Here is a 16,260-nt window from a genome sequence, read left to right on the forward strand (position 1 = left end):
CGACCTCGAGATCGATCGCCGGGCGGAGCCGGGGTTCGCGTTCGCTCATGGGTCCATCTCCCGGAGGACGTCGCGCAGGGCGTCGATCCGCGCCGGCCAATAGGCGCGATACCGGTCGAGCCATTGCGCGATCCGCGCCACCCCCGCCGGGTCCACCTCGTAGTTCACGAAGCGCCCGCAGCGCTCCTGGCGGACGAGGCCCGCGCCCCGCAGCACGGAGAGATGCTGCGACATGGCGGGCTGGCTGATCGCTAGGTCCGCCCGCAGCGCGCTGGCGTTCATCCGCCCGGCCGCCAGCCGCTCGAAGATCGTGCGGCGGGTCGGATCGGCCAGCGCCCGGAAGATCTCGTTCTCGACCATGCCATACATAAGCAGGTACTTATGTGATTCGCAACGCCCGGTGCGTGGGCCCGCGTTTCCCGGCGGCGCGGCGCGCGGGATCGATTGACACGCTCCCGGCAGCAGGGCTTAACCCTTTCCCATGACGCAGAACCCAACGGATCTTTCCGCCGACGTCGTGGTGATCGGCGGCGGCCACGCGGGCGTGGAGGCGGCCTGCGCGGCGGCTCGCGCCGGCGCGGCGACGATCCTTCTCACCCATGCCTTCGCGACCGTCGGCGCCATGAGCTGCAACCCGGCGATCGGCGGCATCGGCAAGGGCCACCTCGTGCGCGAGATCGATGCGCTGGGCGGGGTGATGGGCCGTGCGGCGGACCGGGGCGGCATCCAGTTCCGCCTCCTCAACCGGCGCAAGGGCCCGGCCGTGCGCGGGCCCCGGACCCAAGCCGACCGCAAGCTCTACCGCGCCGCCGTGCAGGAGGCGGTGCGCCGGCAGGACGGCCTTCGCGTGATGGAGGGCGACGCCTTCGACCTCGGCTTCGACGCCGGCGGCCGGGTCTGTGCCGTGATGCTGGAAGACGGGCGGCGCATCGGCTGCGGCGCGGCGGTCCTGACCACCGGCACGTTCCTGAACGGGCTGATCCACCTCGGCGACGTCAAGATCCCGGCAGGCCGGGTCGGCGAGCGGCCCTCGCTCGGCCTGTCCGCCACGCTGCGCCGGCTGGGCCTTCGGCTCGGCCGCCTGAAGACCGGAACGCCCGCCCGCCTCGACGGCGCGACGATCGACTGGGCAGGGCTCGACCGGCAGGGGCCGGACGCCGAACCCTATCCCTTCTCCTATCTCACCACGCGGATCGACAACCGGCAGATCGATTGCGGCATCACCCGCACGACGCCCGAGACCCACCGGATCATCCGCGACAACCTCCATCGCTCGGCGCTCTATTCCGGCGAGATCGAGGGCGTCGGCCCGCGCTACTGTCCCTCGATCGAGGACAAGATCGTCAAGTTCGGGGAGCGCGACGGCCACCAGGTCTTCCTGGAGCCGGAGGGGCTGGACGATGCGACCGTGTATCCCAACGGCCTGTCGACCTCGCTGCCCGCCGACGTGCAGGAGCTCTTCCTGCGCTCGCTTCCCGGTCTCGAGCGCGTCGCTGTGCTGAAGCCCGGCTATGCGATCGAATACGACCATGTCGACCCGCGCGAGCTGACGCGCGCGCTGGAGGCGCGCGCCGCGCCCGGCCTGTTCCTGGCCGGCCAGATCAACGGCACCACGGGCTACGAGGAAGCGGCGGCGCAGGGGCTTCTCGCCGGGCTCAACGCAGCGCGCCGGGCGTGCGGTGCCGAGCCTGCAGTGATCGACCGGTCCGACGCCTATCTCGGCGTAATGGTGGACGACCTGACGCGCACCGGCGTCACCGAGCCCTACCGCATGTTCACCAGCCGCGCCGAGTTCCGCCTGTCGCTGCGCGCCGACAATGCGGACCGACGGCTGACGCCGCTCGCGATCGGCTGGGGGATCGCCGAGCCCGAGCGCCGCGCCGCCTTCGGGGCGAGCGAAACGGCGCTGGCCGCGGCCCGTGCGCGCCTCCAGACCCTCAGCCTCACCAGCAGCGAGGCGGCCCGTCGCGGTCTCCCGGTGAACCAGGACGGGCGCACGCGCTCGGCCTGGATCCTGCTGTCGCATGCCGATATAGACCTCGAACGGCTCGCCGCGGTCTGGCCCGAACTCGGCGCGATGGAGGGATCGGTTCGGGAGCGGATCGAGATCGAGGCGGTCTACGACGTGTATCTGGATCGCCAGCGACGCGACCAGGCGCAGTTGAAGCGCGACGAAGCGCGGCAGTTTCCCGCGGGGTTCGACTTCGCCGCGATCAAGGGTCTGTCCAACGAGCTTCGCCAGAAGCTGGTGGAGCGCCGGCCCGGCAGCCTCGCCGAGGCGGAGCGGATCGACGGGATGACGCCGAGCGCCCTGGCGCTCCTCCTCGTGGCGCTTCGAAAGCAAGACCTTGCGCACGCCGCGTGACCGCCGGGGCGCGCCGCCCCCTCGCCCCGCCGCCGCGCCGAAGCGGCCTGCGCCCCGCCCCCGCATGGGCAAGGCGGCCACCGAGGCCAAGCTCGCCGAGGAGCGCGCGCTGGTCCTGTCGCGGCACGGTGTTTCACGTGAAACGCTGGAGCGGCTCGACGCCTATGTCGCCTTGCTGCGCACGTGGCAGGCCCGCATCAATCTCGTGTCGCCCGCCACGATCCCCGAAATCTGGACCCGGCACGTCGAGGACGGCCTCGTGCTGGGCGAGCGGGCGCGCGGCACCGTGCGCTGGGCCGATCTCGGGTCGGGAGCGGGTCTTCCGGGCCTTGTCCTCGGGATCCTCGTCGCCGATCGCGAGGGCGCCGAGGTGCATCTGGTCGAGAGCAATGCCAAGAAGGCGGCGTTCCTGCGCACCGTGGCGCGCGAGCTGGCGCTGCCCGTCACCGTCCACGCCGCGCGGATCGAGGATTGCGGCGCGGTGCTCTCCGCGGTCCAGGCGATCAGCGCCCGTGCCCTCGCCTCCCTGGACGATCTGTTCGCGCTGGTCGCCCCGCACGCCGCACCGGACGCCGTGTTCTGGTTCCTGAAGGGCCGCGCGCACGAGAGCGAAATCGCTGAGGCCGCTGCCCATTGGCGCTTCGACATGGTAAAGCATGCGTCGCCGGTCGAGGACGGCTCGGTGCTTCTGGAGATCCGCTCGCTGGAGCGTCTCCGCGCCCCCTGAGGGACGCCGACCACAACCGAAAGCATGGGCCCGGCTTGGCCAGTCCGGGTGGAGTTGAGACATGGACACGCTTTCCGTCCCGCGCATGCGCGTCATCACGGTTGCGAACCAGAAGGGCGGCGTCGGCAAGACGACCACGGCGATCAACCTCGCGACGGCGCTGGCGGCCATCGGCAAGCGCACGTTGCTGATCGACCTCGATCCGCAGGGCAACGCCTCCACCGGTCTCGGCATCGACCGCGAGGACCGGGCGGTCTCGTCCTACGACGTCCTGGTGGAGAACGCCTCGGTCACCGAGGCCGCGATGGAGACGGCGGTCCCCAACCTCTGGGTGGTGCCGTCGACGCTCGACCTCCTTGGCGTCGAGATGGAGATATCGAGCGCCGCGAGCCGCGCCTACCGCCTGCGCGACGCGCTGCACTTCCATGTCGAGGAGACCGCGCGCTTCGATTTCGTGCTGGTGGACTGCCCGCCCTCGCTCAACCTGCTCACCGTGAACGCCATGGCCGCGGCGGACGCGATCCTGGTGCCGCTGCAATGCGAGTTCTTCGCGCTTGAAGGGCTCAGCCAGCTTCTGGAGACGGTGGAGCAGGTGCGCGACACGCTGAACCCCGCCCTGTCGCTCCATGGCATCGTGCTGACCATGTTCGACGGGCGCAACAACCTGGCGAGCCAGGTGGTGCGCGACGTGCGCTCCTATATGGGCGACCACGTCTACGAGACGGTGATCCCGCGCAACGTGCGCGTTTCGGAGGCGCCGAGCTTCGGCAAACCGGCGATCCTCTACGACATGAAGTGCCCCGGCAGCCAGGCCTATATCCGCCTCGCCTCCGAGGTGATCCAGCGCGAGCGCGAGCTCGCGGCGGCCTGATCCGTTCCATTCCCACGGGCCCATCCCCACGGGCGGGCCGACCGCCGCACGGGGCCACCGCGCCCCCCACGAATTCCAGGAGACCGGCATGAACGAGGACAAGGGACGCCAGAGGCTGGGTCGCGGGCTCGCCTCCCTGATCGGCGGGTCGGCGTCCTCGGCGCTGCCGTCGCGCGCGGGGACCGCCTTTCCGGGCCCGGCCATGGCGCGCGAGGCGCCGGCCGGCGAACGGCGCGTCGCGCCCGCCGAGCTGCGCCCCAACCCGAAGAACCCCCGTCGCCACTTCGACGAGGCGGAGCTCGCCGAACTCACCGCCTCCGTGCGGCAGCACGGCGTGGTGCAGCCGATCCTGGTGCGCCGGGTGGAGGGCGCTGCGGGCTTCGAGATCGTCGCCGGCGAGCGACGCTGGCGCGCCGCCAAGGCCGCCGGGTCCAAGGACGTGCCGATCGTCCTGCGCGAGATCTCCGACCGGCAGTCGCTCGAGATCGCCATCATCGAGAACGTCCAGCGCGCCGACCTCGACCCGATCGAGGAGGCGATGGGCTACGAGATGCTGATCGCCGAGCACGGCTACACCCAGGCCGACCTTGCCGACGTGGTGGGCAAGAGCCGCAGCCACGTCGCCAACACGCTCCGCCTCCTGAAGCTGCCGGACAGCGTCAAGGACATGGTGCAGCGGGGCGAACTGTCGGCGGGCGCCGCGCGCACGGCCGTCGCGCAGGACGATCCCGAGCGGTTCGCGCGTCGCATCGTGGACGAGGGCCTCAGCGTGCGCGAGGCGGAAAGCCTCGCCCGCGGACCCGAGGCGCCGCCCGCCCCGAAGCCGCTGCCGCGCAAGCGCACGCCGGTCGCCCCTGCCGCGCCGGAAGCCTCCGACGCGCGCGCGCTGGCCGACCTCCTGTCCGAGACGCTCGGCCTGCCCGTGACGATCGACATGGCGGGCCAGGGCGGCACGCTGCACCTCGCCTTCCGCGACCTCGACCAGCTCGACGCGGTGTGCCGCCTGCTCCAGGCGGGTGGTCATGTCGCGGGGGAAGCCGGCCCGCGCATCCGCAATCTGTAAGCCGGCTTAGTCCGAACGGCTCACTCTGCCGGAACGGGGCAGCTCATGTCCCCTTCCTCGCAGGCGAGGTAGCCCCGGAGGTCGGCGCTTCGCGCCCTCGACGTGTCGGCGAGGCACTGGGCCTCCACCATGGGCTGGGCGCTGCCGCCCTGGACGGCCGAGGCGCGGAAGGCGCATTCCGCGTCGCGATAGGCGATCCACGCCCGCTGGGCGTCCCGAAGAAGGTCGAGCCCGCCCCGGTCGTCCGCGAGGCGCTCGCGCACCTGACCGTAGAGGGCGTTCAGCGTCTCGTCCGCCGCATCCGCGTCGGCTGCCGCGCAGTGCGTGAGCGCGGTCTGGGTCTGCGGATCGGTGCAGTCGACCTCCTGCGCGCGGGCCGGTGCGGCGAGGGCGAGGAAGGCCGCGAGAGCGGGTGCAAGGCGCATGGGTGTCGTCTCCCGGGAAAGGGGCGCCGGCCGGAACCGGCGCCGTGGGTCGAAACGCGCGGCCCTCAGCCGTGGTCGAGCACCCGGTCGGCCGGGCCGAACCGGTCGCGCGCCGTGTTGTACTGGTGCCAGTAGGGATAGAGCACCGGCGGGCGGCTGACATCGTCCAAACGCTTGCGCTCGTCGTCGGTGAGCTTCAGCGAGGCGGCGGCGATGTTGTCGCGGAACTGGTCCTCGCGGCGTCCGCCGATGACGAGCGAGGCGACGGCGGGGCGGCCGAGCAGCCAGGCGAGCGCAACTTGCGCGGCCGAGACCCCCCTGCCCTCCCCGATCTCGGCGAGCACGTCCACGATCCGCCACAGACGGTCCTCGTCGCGGATCGGCGGCTCGGTCCAGCCGGCGGTGAGGCGCGAGCCCTCGGCCGACGCGCCGCGCCGGTGCTTGCCCGACAGGAGGCCGCCGGCGAGCGGGCTCCAGACGAGGACCCCGAGGCCCTGGTCCACCGAGAGCGGCAGCAGCTCGTATTCGGCCTCGCGCGCCTCCAGCGTGTAGTGGATCTGCTGGGTGACGAAGCGCGGGTGGTGGTGGAGGTCGGAGATGCCGAGCCCCTTCATCACCTGCCAGGCCGCGTAGTTCGAGCAGCCGATGTAGCGGATCTTACCTTGGGTGACGAGCGTGTCGAGCGCGGCGATCGTCTCTTCGAGCGGCGTCGTGCCGTCCCATTCGTGGCAGTAGTAGATGTCGATCACGTCGGTGCGGAGCCGCTTCAGCGAGCGCTCGCATTCGCGGATCACGTGATGGCGCGACAGCCCCTCGTCGTTCGGCCCCTCGCCGATGCGCATGCGCACCTTGGAGGCGAGGAGCACGTCGTTCGGGCGCTCGGCCCCGAGCACCTCGCCGATGATCTCCTCCGACAGGCCGCCCGAATACATGTTGGCCGTGTCGATCAGGTTGATGCCGGCGTCGAGGCAGAGGTGGATCAGCCCCCTCGCCTCGCGGGCGTCGGTGGCCCCGACGCTGCCGAAAACGCCGGCGCCCCCGAAGGTCATCGTGCCCATGGTGAGCGCCGAGACCTTCAGTCCCGACCGTCCGAGCGTCCTGTATTCCATGGAAAGGTCTCCCCTCGCGGATGCATGGACCGACCCTCCCGCCGGCCCTTCCGCCGTTAAAGCACATCCTCCGACCCGATGGTGGCCGGATGCGCTTCGATTTGAAATCTTTTGCGCGGGTTTCGGCGGAAAACCAGGCCGAGCCGCCGCCGATGCGTCAGCGGCGGGCGCGGGCGCGCCGTCGCGCCGCTTCGACGCCGATCTCGATCAGGCTGCGCCGCATCACCGTCACCGCCAGGGCGCTCTCGCGCCGCGACAGGAGAATGTCGTGCTCCAGGCGCCCGAGCACGGCGGCGACGCCCGCCCCGTCCCAGGCGCCGAGCGCCGCCTCGAGCGCCGGCCGCCGCCGGAAATGCGGGCGGCGGCGCTCCACCACGGCCGACACCGGCGTACCCTTCGCCTCCACCTCGCCGCGCATCACCTGCAGCGCCTGGAAAAAGCGCAGGAGCGCGCCGTGAAGCTGGAAGGTCGAGGTGCCGGAGGACACGAGCCGGCCGATCAGCTCGGGCAGGCGCTTCACCTCGCCGCTCGCCGCCGCGTCCACCGCCTCGTCCACCGTCTCGGCCGACACGTCGCCGACGATCGCCTCCACATCCTCCTGCGTGATCTGGCCCTTGCCGAGCGCGAAGAGGCAGAGCTTGCGCACTTCGCCGCGCGAGGCGAGCCGGTCGGCGCCGAGCCGGGCGCGCAGGGTCTCGCGCGCGGCGCGATCGATCGCGAGGCCCGCCTGCGCCAGTTCCTCGTCGATCATCCGGTCGAGCGCCTTGTCCTCGTCCTGGAAGCACGGCAGGGCCATCGCGGCGCGGCCGCGCTCGGCCTGGGTGCGCAGCGGGGCGCTCTTGCGCAGGTCGCCCGCCTCGATCAGCACCGTGCAGCCGGCCGGCGGGTCGGCGGCAAGGTCGGCCACGGCGTCGGCGAGGTTGCGCCCGTTGCCCGCCCCGCGCACGCGCACCAGGCGTCGGCCGCCGAACAGGGAGAGGGTGCGCGCCTCGTCGAACAGGCGGCCGATGTCGCGCTCCAGCTCGTCGGCCTGGAGCGACACGTGCGAGAAGGGATCGTCCGGCGCCACGCCCGAATGGCGGACCACCGTCTCGGCCCGCTCCGACACGAGGCCGGGGTCGGGCCCGTAGAGCAGGATCACCGGAAAGGACGTGTCGGGGCGCGACAGAAAGGCGTCGACCTCGTGCGCCTTCTTGCTGGCCAAGCCCCCTGCCCCGTCAGTTCTTGGCGACTGCCGCCGGCGCGTCGGTGAAGGCCTCGCGCTGGAGCACCGGCGCGATGGCGCCGAGCACCCGCTCGGCCACTGCCTCGCCCGCCTGGTTGCGCGCGTCCACCACCGCGCGGCTGGCCGCGAAGAGCTGGCCGGTGCGGTCGTAGGGCACCACGGCGAAGCGCTGGCCCTTGGCGATCGGCGCCATGTCGGCGGTGCGCAGGAGCTGGTAGTCCACCGTCATGCGGTAGAGCGCGGCGCTCGGTGTGCCGGTGCCGGCCTCGACGGCGGCGATCTGGTCGGTGCCCGAGACGGTGTAGCGCAGCTCGTAGAGCGCGCCCGCGACGGGCGTCGACCCGTTCAGCTTGTAGAGCATGGCGTTGCGGAACACCTGCGCTGTGCGCGTGGTGGCCGGCGTCATCGCGATGCGCCCGCGCAGCTCGGTGAGCACGGAGCGGCGCGCGCCGGTGGCCGGATCGACCGAGGTGGTCCCGTAGAGCGGCCCGGCGGTGCAGCCGGACAGCGCCACGGCGGCGGCGAGAAGCACGAGGCGGCTAGGCGACGACATTGACGATCCTTCCCGGAACCACGACGAGACGCTTGGGGGCGGCGCCGTTCAGCGCCTCGGCCACGAAGGGCAGCGCCAGCACGGCGGCCTCCACCTCGGCCTTGTCGGCCTTGGCGGACACGGTGATGTCGCCGCGCTTCTTGCCGTTGATCTGGACGGGCAGCGTGATCTCGTCGTCCACCAGGAGCGCCGGATCGGCCTTGGGCCAGGGCGCGCTGGCGCACAGGCCCGTCTCGCCCAGCGTGCGCCAGCACTCCTCCGCCAGATGCGGCATCATCGGCGCCACGAGGCGCGTGAGGATCGACAGGCTCTCGCGCGCCGCCTCGCGCAGCGACGGGTCGCGCGCGAGCGCCTCTTCGCTGAAGGCGGCCGACAGCGTGTTGACGAGCTCGTAGAGCCGGGCGACGGCCTTGTTGAAGGCGAGGCGCTCGATGTCCTCGCCGACGCCCGCCGCCGTGCGGTGCGCGGCGCGCCGCGCCTGCGTCGCCGCCGCGCTGGTCTCGCCGAGACCCGGACCGGCCGCGCGCAGCGTCTCGGCCGTCTCGGCGACCAGTCGCCAGACGCGTTGCACGAAGCGGTGCGCGCCCTCGGCGCCCGCCTCGGTCCAGATCACGTCGCGTTCGGGGGGCGAATCCGACAGCATGAACCAGCGCGCGGTGTCGGCGCCGAGCGAGCCGATGATGTCGTCGGGATCGACGACGTTGCGCTTCGACTTCGACATCTTCTCGATGCCGCCGATCTCGATGGGCGCGCCGGTGGACAGGCGCCGCGCCGTGCGCGCGCCGTCGGTTTCCTCGATCGCGACATCGGCGGGCGGCACCCACTCGCGCCCGTCCCGATAGGTCTCGTGGACCACCATGCCTTGCGTGAACAGGCCCCGGAAGGGCTCGTCGAGGTCGAGATGGCCGGTGGCGCGCATCGCCCGCGTGAAGAAGCGGGAGTAGAGGAGATGCAGGATCGCGTGCTCGATGCCGCCGATATACTGGTCCACCGGCAGCCAGCGGTCGGCCACGGCCGGCACCGTCGGCTCGGCGGCGCGGGGGCTGGTGAAGCGGGCGAAGTACCAGGACGAGTCGACGAACGTGTCCATCGTGTCGGTCTCGCGCAGCGCCGCGCCGCCGCATTGCGGGCAGGCGGCGTGGCGCCAGGTCGGGTGGCGGTCCAGCGGGTTGCCGGGCTTCTCGAAGTCGATGTCGTCGGGCAGGCGGACCGGCAGGTTCTCGCGGCGCTCGGGCACGGTGCCGCAGCGCTCGCAATGGAGCACCGGGATCGGGCAGCCCCAGTAGCGCTGGCGCGAGACCCCCCAGTCGCGCAGGCGGAAGTTGACCCGGCGCGTCGCCACCGGCCGGTCGCCCAGCGTCTCGTCGGCAAGACGCGCGGCCACGGCCTCGAAGCCCTCCGTGGGCGTCATGCCGTCCAGGAAGCGCGAGTTGAACAGGCGCCCCTCGCCGTCATGGGCCGTGTCGCCGACCGAGAAGGCACCGGCGTCCGCGCCGTCGGGCAGCACCACGGGGGTGACGGGCAGGCCGTACTTCCGGGCGAAATCGAGGTCGCGCTGGTCGTGCGCCGGGCAGCCGAACACCGCGCCGGTGCCGTAGTCCATCAGCACGAAGTTGGCGACGAACACCGGCACCGTCCAGGACGGATCCAGCGGGTGCACGGCGCGCAGGCCCGTGTCCATGCCGCGCTTCTCGGCCGTCTCGATCTCGGCCGCCGAGGTGCCGCCGCGCTTCAGCTCCTCGATGAAGCCTTGCAGCTCGGGGTTCGTTTCGGCGGCGGCACGAGCCAGCGGATGGTCGGCGGCGATCGCCAGGAAGCTCGCGCCGAACAGGGTGTCGGGGCGCGTGGTGAAGACCTCGACCTCGCCGACGCCGCCCGCCGGTTCGCCGAGCGCCCAGCGCAGCGCCAGCCCCTCCGACTTGCCGATCCAGTTGCGCTGCATCAGGCGCACCTTCTCGGGCCAGCCGGGCAGCGTGTCCAGCGCCTGCAGGAGGTCCTCGGCGTAGTGGGTGATGCGGAAGAACCACTGCGTCAGCTCGCGGCTCTCGACCTCGGCGCCCGAGCGCCAGCCGCGCCCGTCGATCACCTGCTCGTTGGCGAGCACCGTCTGGTCCACCGGGTCCCAGTTGACCTTGGACTTGCGGCGATAGGCGAGGCCCTTCTGCAGCATGTCCAGGAACAGCATCTGCTGGCGATGGTAGTACTCGACGTCGCAGGTCGCGAACTCGCGGCTCCAGTCCAGCGACAGGCCCATCGACTTGAGCTGGGCGCGCATGGCCGCGATGTTGGCGTAGGTCCAGTCGCGCGGGTGCACCTTGTTCTGCATGGCCGCGTTCTCGGCCGGCATGCCGAACGCGTCCCAGCCCATCGGATGCAGCACGTTGAAGCCCATGGCGCGCTTGTAGCGCGCGACCACGTCGCCCATCGCGTAGTTGCGCACGTGGCCCATGTGGATGCGCCCGGACGGGTAGGGGAACATCTCCAGGACGTAGTAGGCCTCGCCCGGCGCGTCCGTGTCCGTCTCGAACAGCCGGGCCTCGTTCCAGGCCTCCTGCCAGCGGGGTTCGGAAGCGCGCGGATTGTATCGTTCGATGGCCATTGCGGGCGGCAGACTCGTGAGCGTGATGCGGGCGGGCGAGGGGGCGCGACGCGCCGACGGCACCAGTCAATATTGCCTTATGCCGAGCTTCACAAGCGCGGGGCGGGGCCGCATAAGGGCGGGATCGGACACGGGGGGAGCGGGCGCCTCGCGCCGCGCCGCGCCGCCCCGAGCGGGCGCGGACCGTCGCGCCCCGCCGCGTCGAAGGGAGCCATGCCATGAGCGAGACCGCCGTCGACCGCCTCCGGGACATCCGCGCCCGCATCCGCGCCGCCGAGGCCGAGGCCGGCCGCGCGTCGGGCTCGGTGGAGCTCGTCGCCGTGTCCAAGACCTTCGACGCCGACGAGATCCGGCCGGTGCTGGAGGCCGGGCAGCGCGTGTTCGGCGAGAACCGGGTGCAGGAGGCGGCGGCCAAGTGGCCGGGCCTGCGCGCCGAGTTCGCCGGCGTCGCGCTTCACCTGATCGGCCCGCTCCAGTCCAACAAGGCGGCCGAGGCCGTGGCGCTGTTCGACGTGATCGAGACGGTGGACCGGGACAAGATCGCGCGCGAGATCGCCAAGGAGATGGCGCGCCAGGGGCGCCGGCCGCGCCTCCTGGTGCAGGTCGACATCGGCGAGGAGGCTCAGAAGGCCGGCATTCCCCCGCGCGAGGCGGCCGGCTTCGTGCGCCGTTGCCGCGACGAGCACGGGCTCGCGGTGGAGGGCCTGATGTGCATTCCCCCCGTGGCCGAGCATCCCGGCCCCTATTTCGCCCTGCTGCAGACCATCGCGGCGCAGACCGGCGTGGAGCGCCTGTCGATGGGCATGTCGGGCGACTTCGAGCGGGCCGTCCCCTTCGGCGCGACGAGCGTGCGCGTCGGCTCGGCGATCTTCGGCGCGCGGCCCCGGCCCTAGCCGGACGGCGCCGGCGCGGCGGGCCGGGGCGGGGCCCTCGGTTTCCGGCGGTGCGGGCCGCCATATATGCGCCGGCGGGCGACCCCGATGCGCCGCGCGACCGGCGCGCGCTACCCCGCCCGGAACGGACACGACCTTGAGCGATCCCGCACCCCATCCCGCCGCCGTCTCCCCACGGCTCGCCTACCGGACGGTGACCATGGCGGCCATCGTGCTCGGCCTGGTGCTCCTCGTCGTGGTCTTCGCCCGGGCGTCCTCGGCCTTCTTCCTGATCTTCGCGGGCCTCCTGATCGCGGCCATCTTCTGCGGCCTGGCGCGGGCCCTGCAGCGGCTCGGGCTGCCGCGCCCGGCTGCACTCGGCCTCGTCTACCTCCTCACCTTCGCGCTGATCATCGTTCCGGTGGCCTGGGGCGGGGTGACGCTGGTGCAGCAGTTCCGCGATCTCCTGTCGGGCGTGCGCGACCAGGCCAACCAGCTCCTCGACTCGCTCAGCCAGATGGGCCTGCCGGTGCAGCGCGAGATCAACTCGGGCGATCTCCAGTCGCTGCTGCCCGACCCGTCCGGCTTCGTGTCGTCGGCCGGCCAGGCGCTGTTCGGCGCGCTGGGGGGCCTCGGCAACTTCTTCGTGGTCCTGTTCCTGGCGATCTTCGTGTCCTGGCAGCCGAAGCTCTACCGCGACGGGCTGGTGTCGCTGTTTCCGCGCGAGAAGCGGGCGCGCGTCGGCGAGGTCCTGGACAAGAGCGCCCATTCCCTCCTGATGTGGGTGGCGGGCGACGCGGTCTCCATGGCGCTGATCTTCTCGGTCTCCTGGGCCGGGCTCTGGCTGATCGGCGTGAACAACGCCTTCCTCTTGGGGCTCCAGGCCGGCGTGCTGGCCTTCGTGCCGACGCTCGGCGCCTTCGTGGCCGGCGTCATCATCGTGCTGGCGGCGCTGGCGCAGGGGGTCGACATGGCGCTCTGGGCGCTCGGTCTCTACGTCCTCCTGCAGGGCATCGAGAGCAACATCGCCCAGCCGATCGCCCAGCGCTACACCAGCGCGCTGCCGCCCGCGCTCACCCTCTCCACCCAGGTCGTGTTCGGCCTCCTGTTCGGCCTCCTCGGCTTCGTGCTCGCGGTGCCGGTGATCGCCGTGGTGATGACGCTGGTGCGCGAGCTCTACGTCCAGGACGTGCTCGGCGGGCCGGTGGAGGACGCATCCTGAGGGCCCGCCATTTTCGGCGCGAGGCGGTTTTCTCGGCCGGCGCCCCGTTCTAGGTTGACGTTGCGCCGATGGGAGCGGCGCCGGCACGCGCGTGCCGAGGGTAGGGAGACAGGAATGACCACGATCGCCGTCAAGGACGCCTGGAAGGCGCAAGCGCAGATCACCGAGGCGACCTACCGGGAATGGTACGACCGCAGCGTGTCCGACCCGGACGGCTTCTGGCGCGAGCACGGACGGCGCCTCGACTGGATCAAGCCCTATTCGGCGGTGAAGAACACCTCGTTCGAGCCCGGCGCGGTGTCGATCCGCTGGTTCGAGGACGGCACGCTGAACTTGTCGGCCAACTGCCTCGACCGCCACCTCGAGACGCGCGGCGACCAGACCGCGATCGTCTGGGAGGGCGACGACCCGTCCCAGTCGCGCCGGATCACCTATCGCGAGCTGCACGCCGACGTCTGCCGCATGGCCAACGTCCTCAAGGACCTCGGCGTCGCCAAGGGCGACCGCGTGTCGATCTACCTGCCGATGATCCCGGAGGCGGCGGTGGCCATGCTGGCCTGCGCCCGGATCGGCGCCGTGCATTCCGTGGTGTTCGGCGGCTTCTCGCCCGACGCGCTGGGCGGGCGCATGGAGGATTCGACGTCGCGCGTGCTCGTCACCGCCGACGAGGGACTGCGCGCCGGGCGGCGTGTGCCGCTCAAGGCGAACGCCGACAAGGCGGTCGGCATCGCCGCCCGGGCCGGACACACGGTGGAGAAGGTGCTGGTGGTGCGCCGCACCGGCGCCGAGGTCGCGATGGAGCCCGGCCGCGACCACTGGTGGCACGAGGCGCGGGAGAGCGTGGCGGCCGACTGCCCGCCCGTCGAGATGGGCGCCGAGGACCCCCTGTTCATCCTCTACACGTCGGGCTCCACCGGCAAGCCCAAGGGCGTCCTGCACACCACGGGCGGCTATCTGGTCTGGGCCTCGATGACGCACCAGTACGTCTTCGACTACCGCGAGGGCGAGGTGTTCTGGTGCACGGCCGACGTCGGCTGGGTCACCGGCCACAGCTACACGGTCTACGGGCCGCTGGCGAACGGCGCCACCACCCTGATGTTCGAGGGCGTGCCCAACTATCCCGATGCCGGCCGCATGTGGCAGGTGATCGACAAGCACCGGGTGAACATCTTCTACACCGCGCCCACCGCGATCCGCGCCCTGATGGGGGCGGGCGACGAGTTCGTCACGCGGTCCTCGCGCCAGTCGATCCGCCTGCTCGGCTCGGTCGGCGAGCCGATCAACCCGGAGGCCTGGAACTGGTACTACACCGTGGTGGGCGAGGAGCGCTGCGCCATCGTCGACACCTGGTGGCAGACCGAGACCGGCGGCATCCTGATCTCGCCGCTGCCGGGCGCCGTGGCGCTGAAGCCGGGCTCGGCCACCAAGCCCTTCTTCGGCGTGCGGCCGGAGCTGGTGGACGCCGAAGGGCGGGTGCTGGACGGCGCGGCGGACGGAAACCTGTGCATCGCCGATTCCTGGCCCGGCCAGATGCGCACCGTGTTCGGCGACCACGAACGCTTCGAGCAGACCTACTTCTCGACCTATCCGGGCAAGTACTTCACCGGCGACGGCGCGCGCCGCGACGCCGACGGCTACTGGTGGATCACCGGCCGCGTCGACGACGTGATCAACGTGTCGGGCCACCGCATGGGAACGGCCGAGGTGGAATCGGCGCTGGTCTCCCATCCCAAGGTCTCGGAGGCCGCCGTGGTCGGCTATCCGCACGACGTGAAGGGGCAGGGGATCTACTGCTACGTCACGCTGATGGAGGGCGAGACCGCCACGGACGAGCTGCGCAAGGAGCTCGTCGCCCATGTCCGCAACGAGATCGGCCCCATCGCCTCGCCGGACAAGATCCAGTGGGCGCCGGGCCTGCCCAAGACGCGGTCCGGCAAGATCATGCGGCGTATCCTGCGCAAGATCGCCGAGGACGAGTTCGGCGCGCTGGGCGACACGTCGACCCTGGCCGATCCGGGCGTCGTGGACGAGCTGATCGAGAACCGGCAGAACCGCCGGGGCTGAATCGGACTCGCCCCACCTGAGGGCGCCCGCCGGCGGGCGCCCTCAGGGCTGGCGCGCGGCCTCGCCGGCGACGCCGATGCTGCGGAAGAACTGGCCGAGCAGCACCCGGTCGAAATGGCCCTCCCAGCTCCACATGCGGCGATAGGCGGTCTTGGCCGACCAGGCCTCCTTGTAGGGGCGCACCGAGGTGACCGCGTCGTAGACGTCGCAGATCGCCGCCATGCGCACGGCGCGGGAGAGTTGGTCGCCGGCGAGCCCGTCCGGGTAGCCGGCGCCGTCCATCCGCTCGTGGTGGTGGAGGCACACCTCGCGCACCACGTCCGGCACGTCCTGCCCCGCCAGCAGGCGGAACCCCTCCGGGGGGTGCGTGCGCACGATCCGCGTCTCCTCCTCGCTCAGCGCCTCCGGCTTGCCGAGGATCCCCTCCGGCAGCGTCAGCTTGCCGATGTCGTGCAGGAGACCGGCCATCCCGAGATGCTGCACCTCGACGGGATCGAGCCGCAGGAAGCGCGCGAAATGGGTCATCAGCGCGCACACCGCCACCGAATGGAGGAAGCTGTATTCGTCCTTGGACTTCAGCCGCGTGATGCCGAGAAGAGCGCCGGGGCGGTGGCGCATGGCCGCGGCGACCTCGTCCACGATGGCGCGGGTCTGCGCGGGATCGAGAACCCGCCCCTCGTGCACGGTGCGGAAGATCTGGCGCAGCGCCGCATTGGTGCGGCGCAGCGTCGCCCTGGCCTTCTCCAAGTCCGGCGAAGGGGGGACGCGGGCCGCCGCGGGGGCCGGGGAAAGGGGCGGGCGCAGCGCCGGGAAAGGGGTGGTCTCCGCCGGGCCGACGCCCTTGCCGAGATCGATCACCAGCGTCGAGATCCGGCTGTCGCGCATCCGCGCCAGCGTCGCCGCGTCGCCGATCCGGCAGCCCCTGAACCACAGGGGAAGATCGATCCAGTCGCCCTCGACCTCCTGGACATACATGCCGATCCTGACCTGGCGGCGCTCGATCCGCAGCAGCATCCGACGTCTTCCCCGTTCCGCCCCCGAAGACACTACGCCAAAGGGTTGAAGGGATGTTTTACGCGAGGAGCGGCGGCAAAGAGTCGCGCGCGATCTCTTGGGGCGACGCGCGCCCGCTTTTCCCGCCGCCCACCTTGCGGCCGCCGGCGCG

Annotated in this window: 14 protein-coding genes; 7 read left to right on the forward strand and 7 right to left on the reverse strand. The window is 71.7% G+C overall.

Annotated elements, in window-relative coordinates; all coding sequences use genetic code 11:
- Nucleotides 1-45: 45 nt before the first annotated feature.
- Complete coding sequence (locus D3218_RS05370) at nt 46-360, reverse strand: ArsR/SmtB family transcription factor (protein ID WP_119538943.1); 315 nt, start codon at nt 358-360, stop codon at nt 46-48.
- Nucleotides 361-481: 121 nt separating this feature from the next.
- On the opposite strand from D3218_RS05370, the gene mnmG reads away from it, so the two are divergent.
- From mnmG to D3218_RS05390, 4 genes are all read left to right on the forward strand, one after another.
- Nucleotides 482-2,365: a tRNA uridine-5-carboxymethylaminomethyl(34) synthesis enzyme MnmG gene (gene mnmG, locus D3218_RS05375; RefSeq protein ID WP_119538855.1), complete on the forward strand. Its 1,884-nt coding sequence runs from the start codon at nt 482-484 to the stop codon at nt 2,363-2,365.
- 64 nt (nt 2,366-2,429) lie between these two features.
- Nucleotides 2,430-3,092, forward strand: coding sequence for a 16S rRNA (guanine(527)-N(7))-methyltransferase RsmG (gene rsmG / locus D3218_RS05380; protein ID WP_119538856.1), 663 nt, complete (start codon nt 2,430-2,432; stop codon nt 3,090-3,092).
- Nucleotides 3,093-3,177: 85 nt separating this feature from the next.
- A complete protein-coding gene (locus D3218_RS05385; RefSeq protein ID WP_425359289.1) occupies nt 3,178-3,963 on the forward strand; it encodes a ParA family protein in 786 nt (261 codons plus the stop codon).
- Between the two features lie 88 nt (nt 3,964-4,051).
- Complete coding sequence (locus D3218_RS05390; RefSeq protein ID WP_119538858.1) at nt 4,052-5,026, forward strand: ParB/RepB/Spo0J family partition protein; 975 nt, start codon at nt 4,052-4,054, stop codon at nt 5,024-5,026.
- Nucleotides 5,027-5,046: 20 nt separating this feature from the next.
- Here D3218_RS05390 and D3218_RS05395 read toward each other — a convergent pair whose 3' ends face one another.
- From D3218_RS05395 to leuS, 5 genes are all read right to left on the reverse strand, one after another.
- A complete protein-coding gene (locus D3218_RS05395) occupies nt 5,047-5,451 on the reverse strand; it encodes a lysozyme inhibitor LprI family protein (RefSeq protein WP_119538859.1) in 405 nt (134 codons plus the stop codon).
- A gap of 65 nt (nt 5,452-5,516) precedes the next feature.
- Nucleotides 5,517-6,560: an aldo/keto reductase gene (locus D3218_RS05400; RefSeq protein ID WP_119538860.1), complete on the reverse strand. Its 1,044-nt coding sequence runs from the start codon at nt 6,558-6,560 to the stop codon at nt 5,517-5,519.
- A 157-nt stretch (nt 6,561-6,717) separates the two neighbouring features.
- Entirely contained in the window at nt 6,718-7,764 is a 1,047-nt protein-coding gene (gene holA / locus D3218_RS05405) for a DNA polymerase III subunit delta (RefSeq protein WP_119538861.1), read from the reverse strand.
- A 13-nt stretch (nt 7,765-7,777) separates the two neighbouring features.
- On the reverse strand, nt 7,778-8,338 hold the full coding sequence (locus tag D3218_RS05410) for a hypothetical protein (RefSeq protein WP_119538862.1): 561 nt from the start codon (nt 8,336-8,338) through the stop codon (nt 7,778-7,780).
- Nucleotides 8,325-10,937, reverse strand: coding sequence for a leucine--tRNA ligase (gene leuS / locus D3218_RS05415; protein ID WP_119538863.1), 2,613 nt, complete (start codon nt 10,935-10,937; stop codon nt 8,325-8,327). Before leuS ends, D3218_RS05410 begins: the two co-directional genes overlap by 14 nt.
- 218 nt (nt 10,938-11,155) lie before the next feature.
- Between leuS and D3218_RS05420 the strand changes: the two genes are divergently transcribed.
- The 3 genes from D3218_RS05420 (at nt 11,156) to acs (ending at nt 15,095) form a co-directional block, all read left to right on the forward strand.
- Nucleotides 11,156-11,830 carry a YggS family pyridoxal phosphate-dependent enzyme gene (locus tag D3218_RS05420; protein WP_119538864.1) on the forward strand — a complete coding sequence of 225 codons (675 nt, stop codon included), beginning with the start codon at nt 11,156-11,158 and terminating at the stop codon, nt 11,828-11,830.
- Nucleotides 11,831-11,966: 136 nt separating this feature from the next.
- Nucleotides 11,967-13,031, forward strand: coding sequence for an AI-2E family transporter (locus D3218_RS05425; protein WP_136625056.1), 1,065 nt, complete (start codon nt 11,967-11,969; stop codon nt 13,029-13,031).
- 114 nt (nt 13,032-13,145) lie between these two features.
- Nucleotides 13,146-15,095: an acetate--CoA ligase gene (gene acs, locus D3218_RS05430; protein ID WP_119538866.1), complete on the forward strand. Its 1,950-nt coding sequence runs from the start codon at nt 13,146-13,148 to the stop codon at nt 15,093-15,095.
- A 42-nt stretch (nt 15,096-15,137) separates the two neighbouring features.
- Here the strand turns inward: acs and D3218_RS05435 are convergent, their stop codons facing one another.
- On the reverse strand, nt 15,138-16,109 hold the full coding sequence (locus tag D3218_RS05435) for an HD-GYP domain-containing protein (protein ID WP_119538867.1): 972 nt from the start codon (nt 16,107-16,109) through the stop codon (nt 15,138-15,140).
- Nucleotides 16,110-16,260: the final 151 nt, after the last annotated feature.

This window comes from Aureimonas flava, from assembly GCF_003583935.1.
GTDB lineage: Bacteria > Pseudomonadota > Alphaproteobacteria > Rhizobiales > Rhizobiaceae > Aureimonas > Aureimonas flava.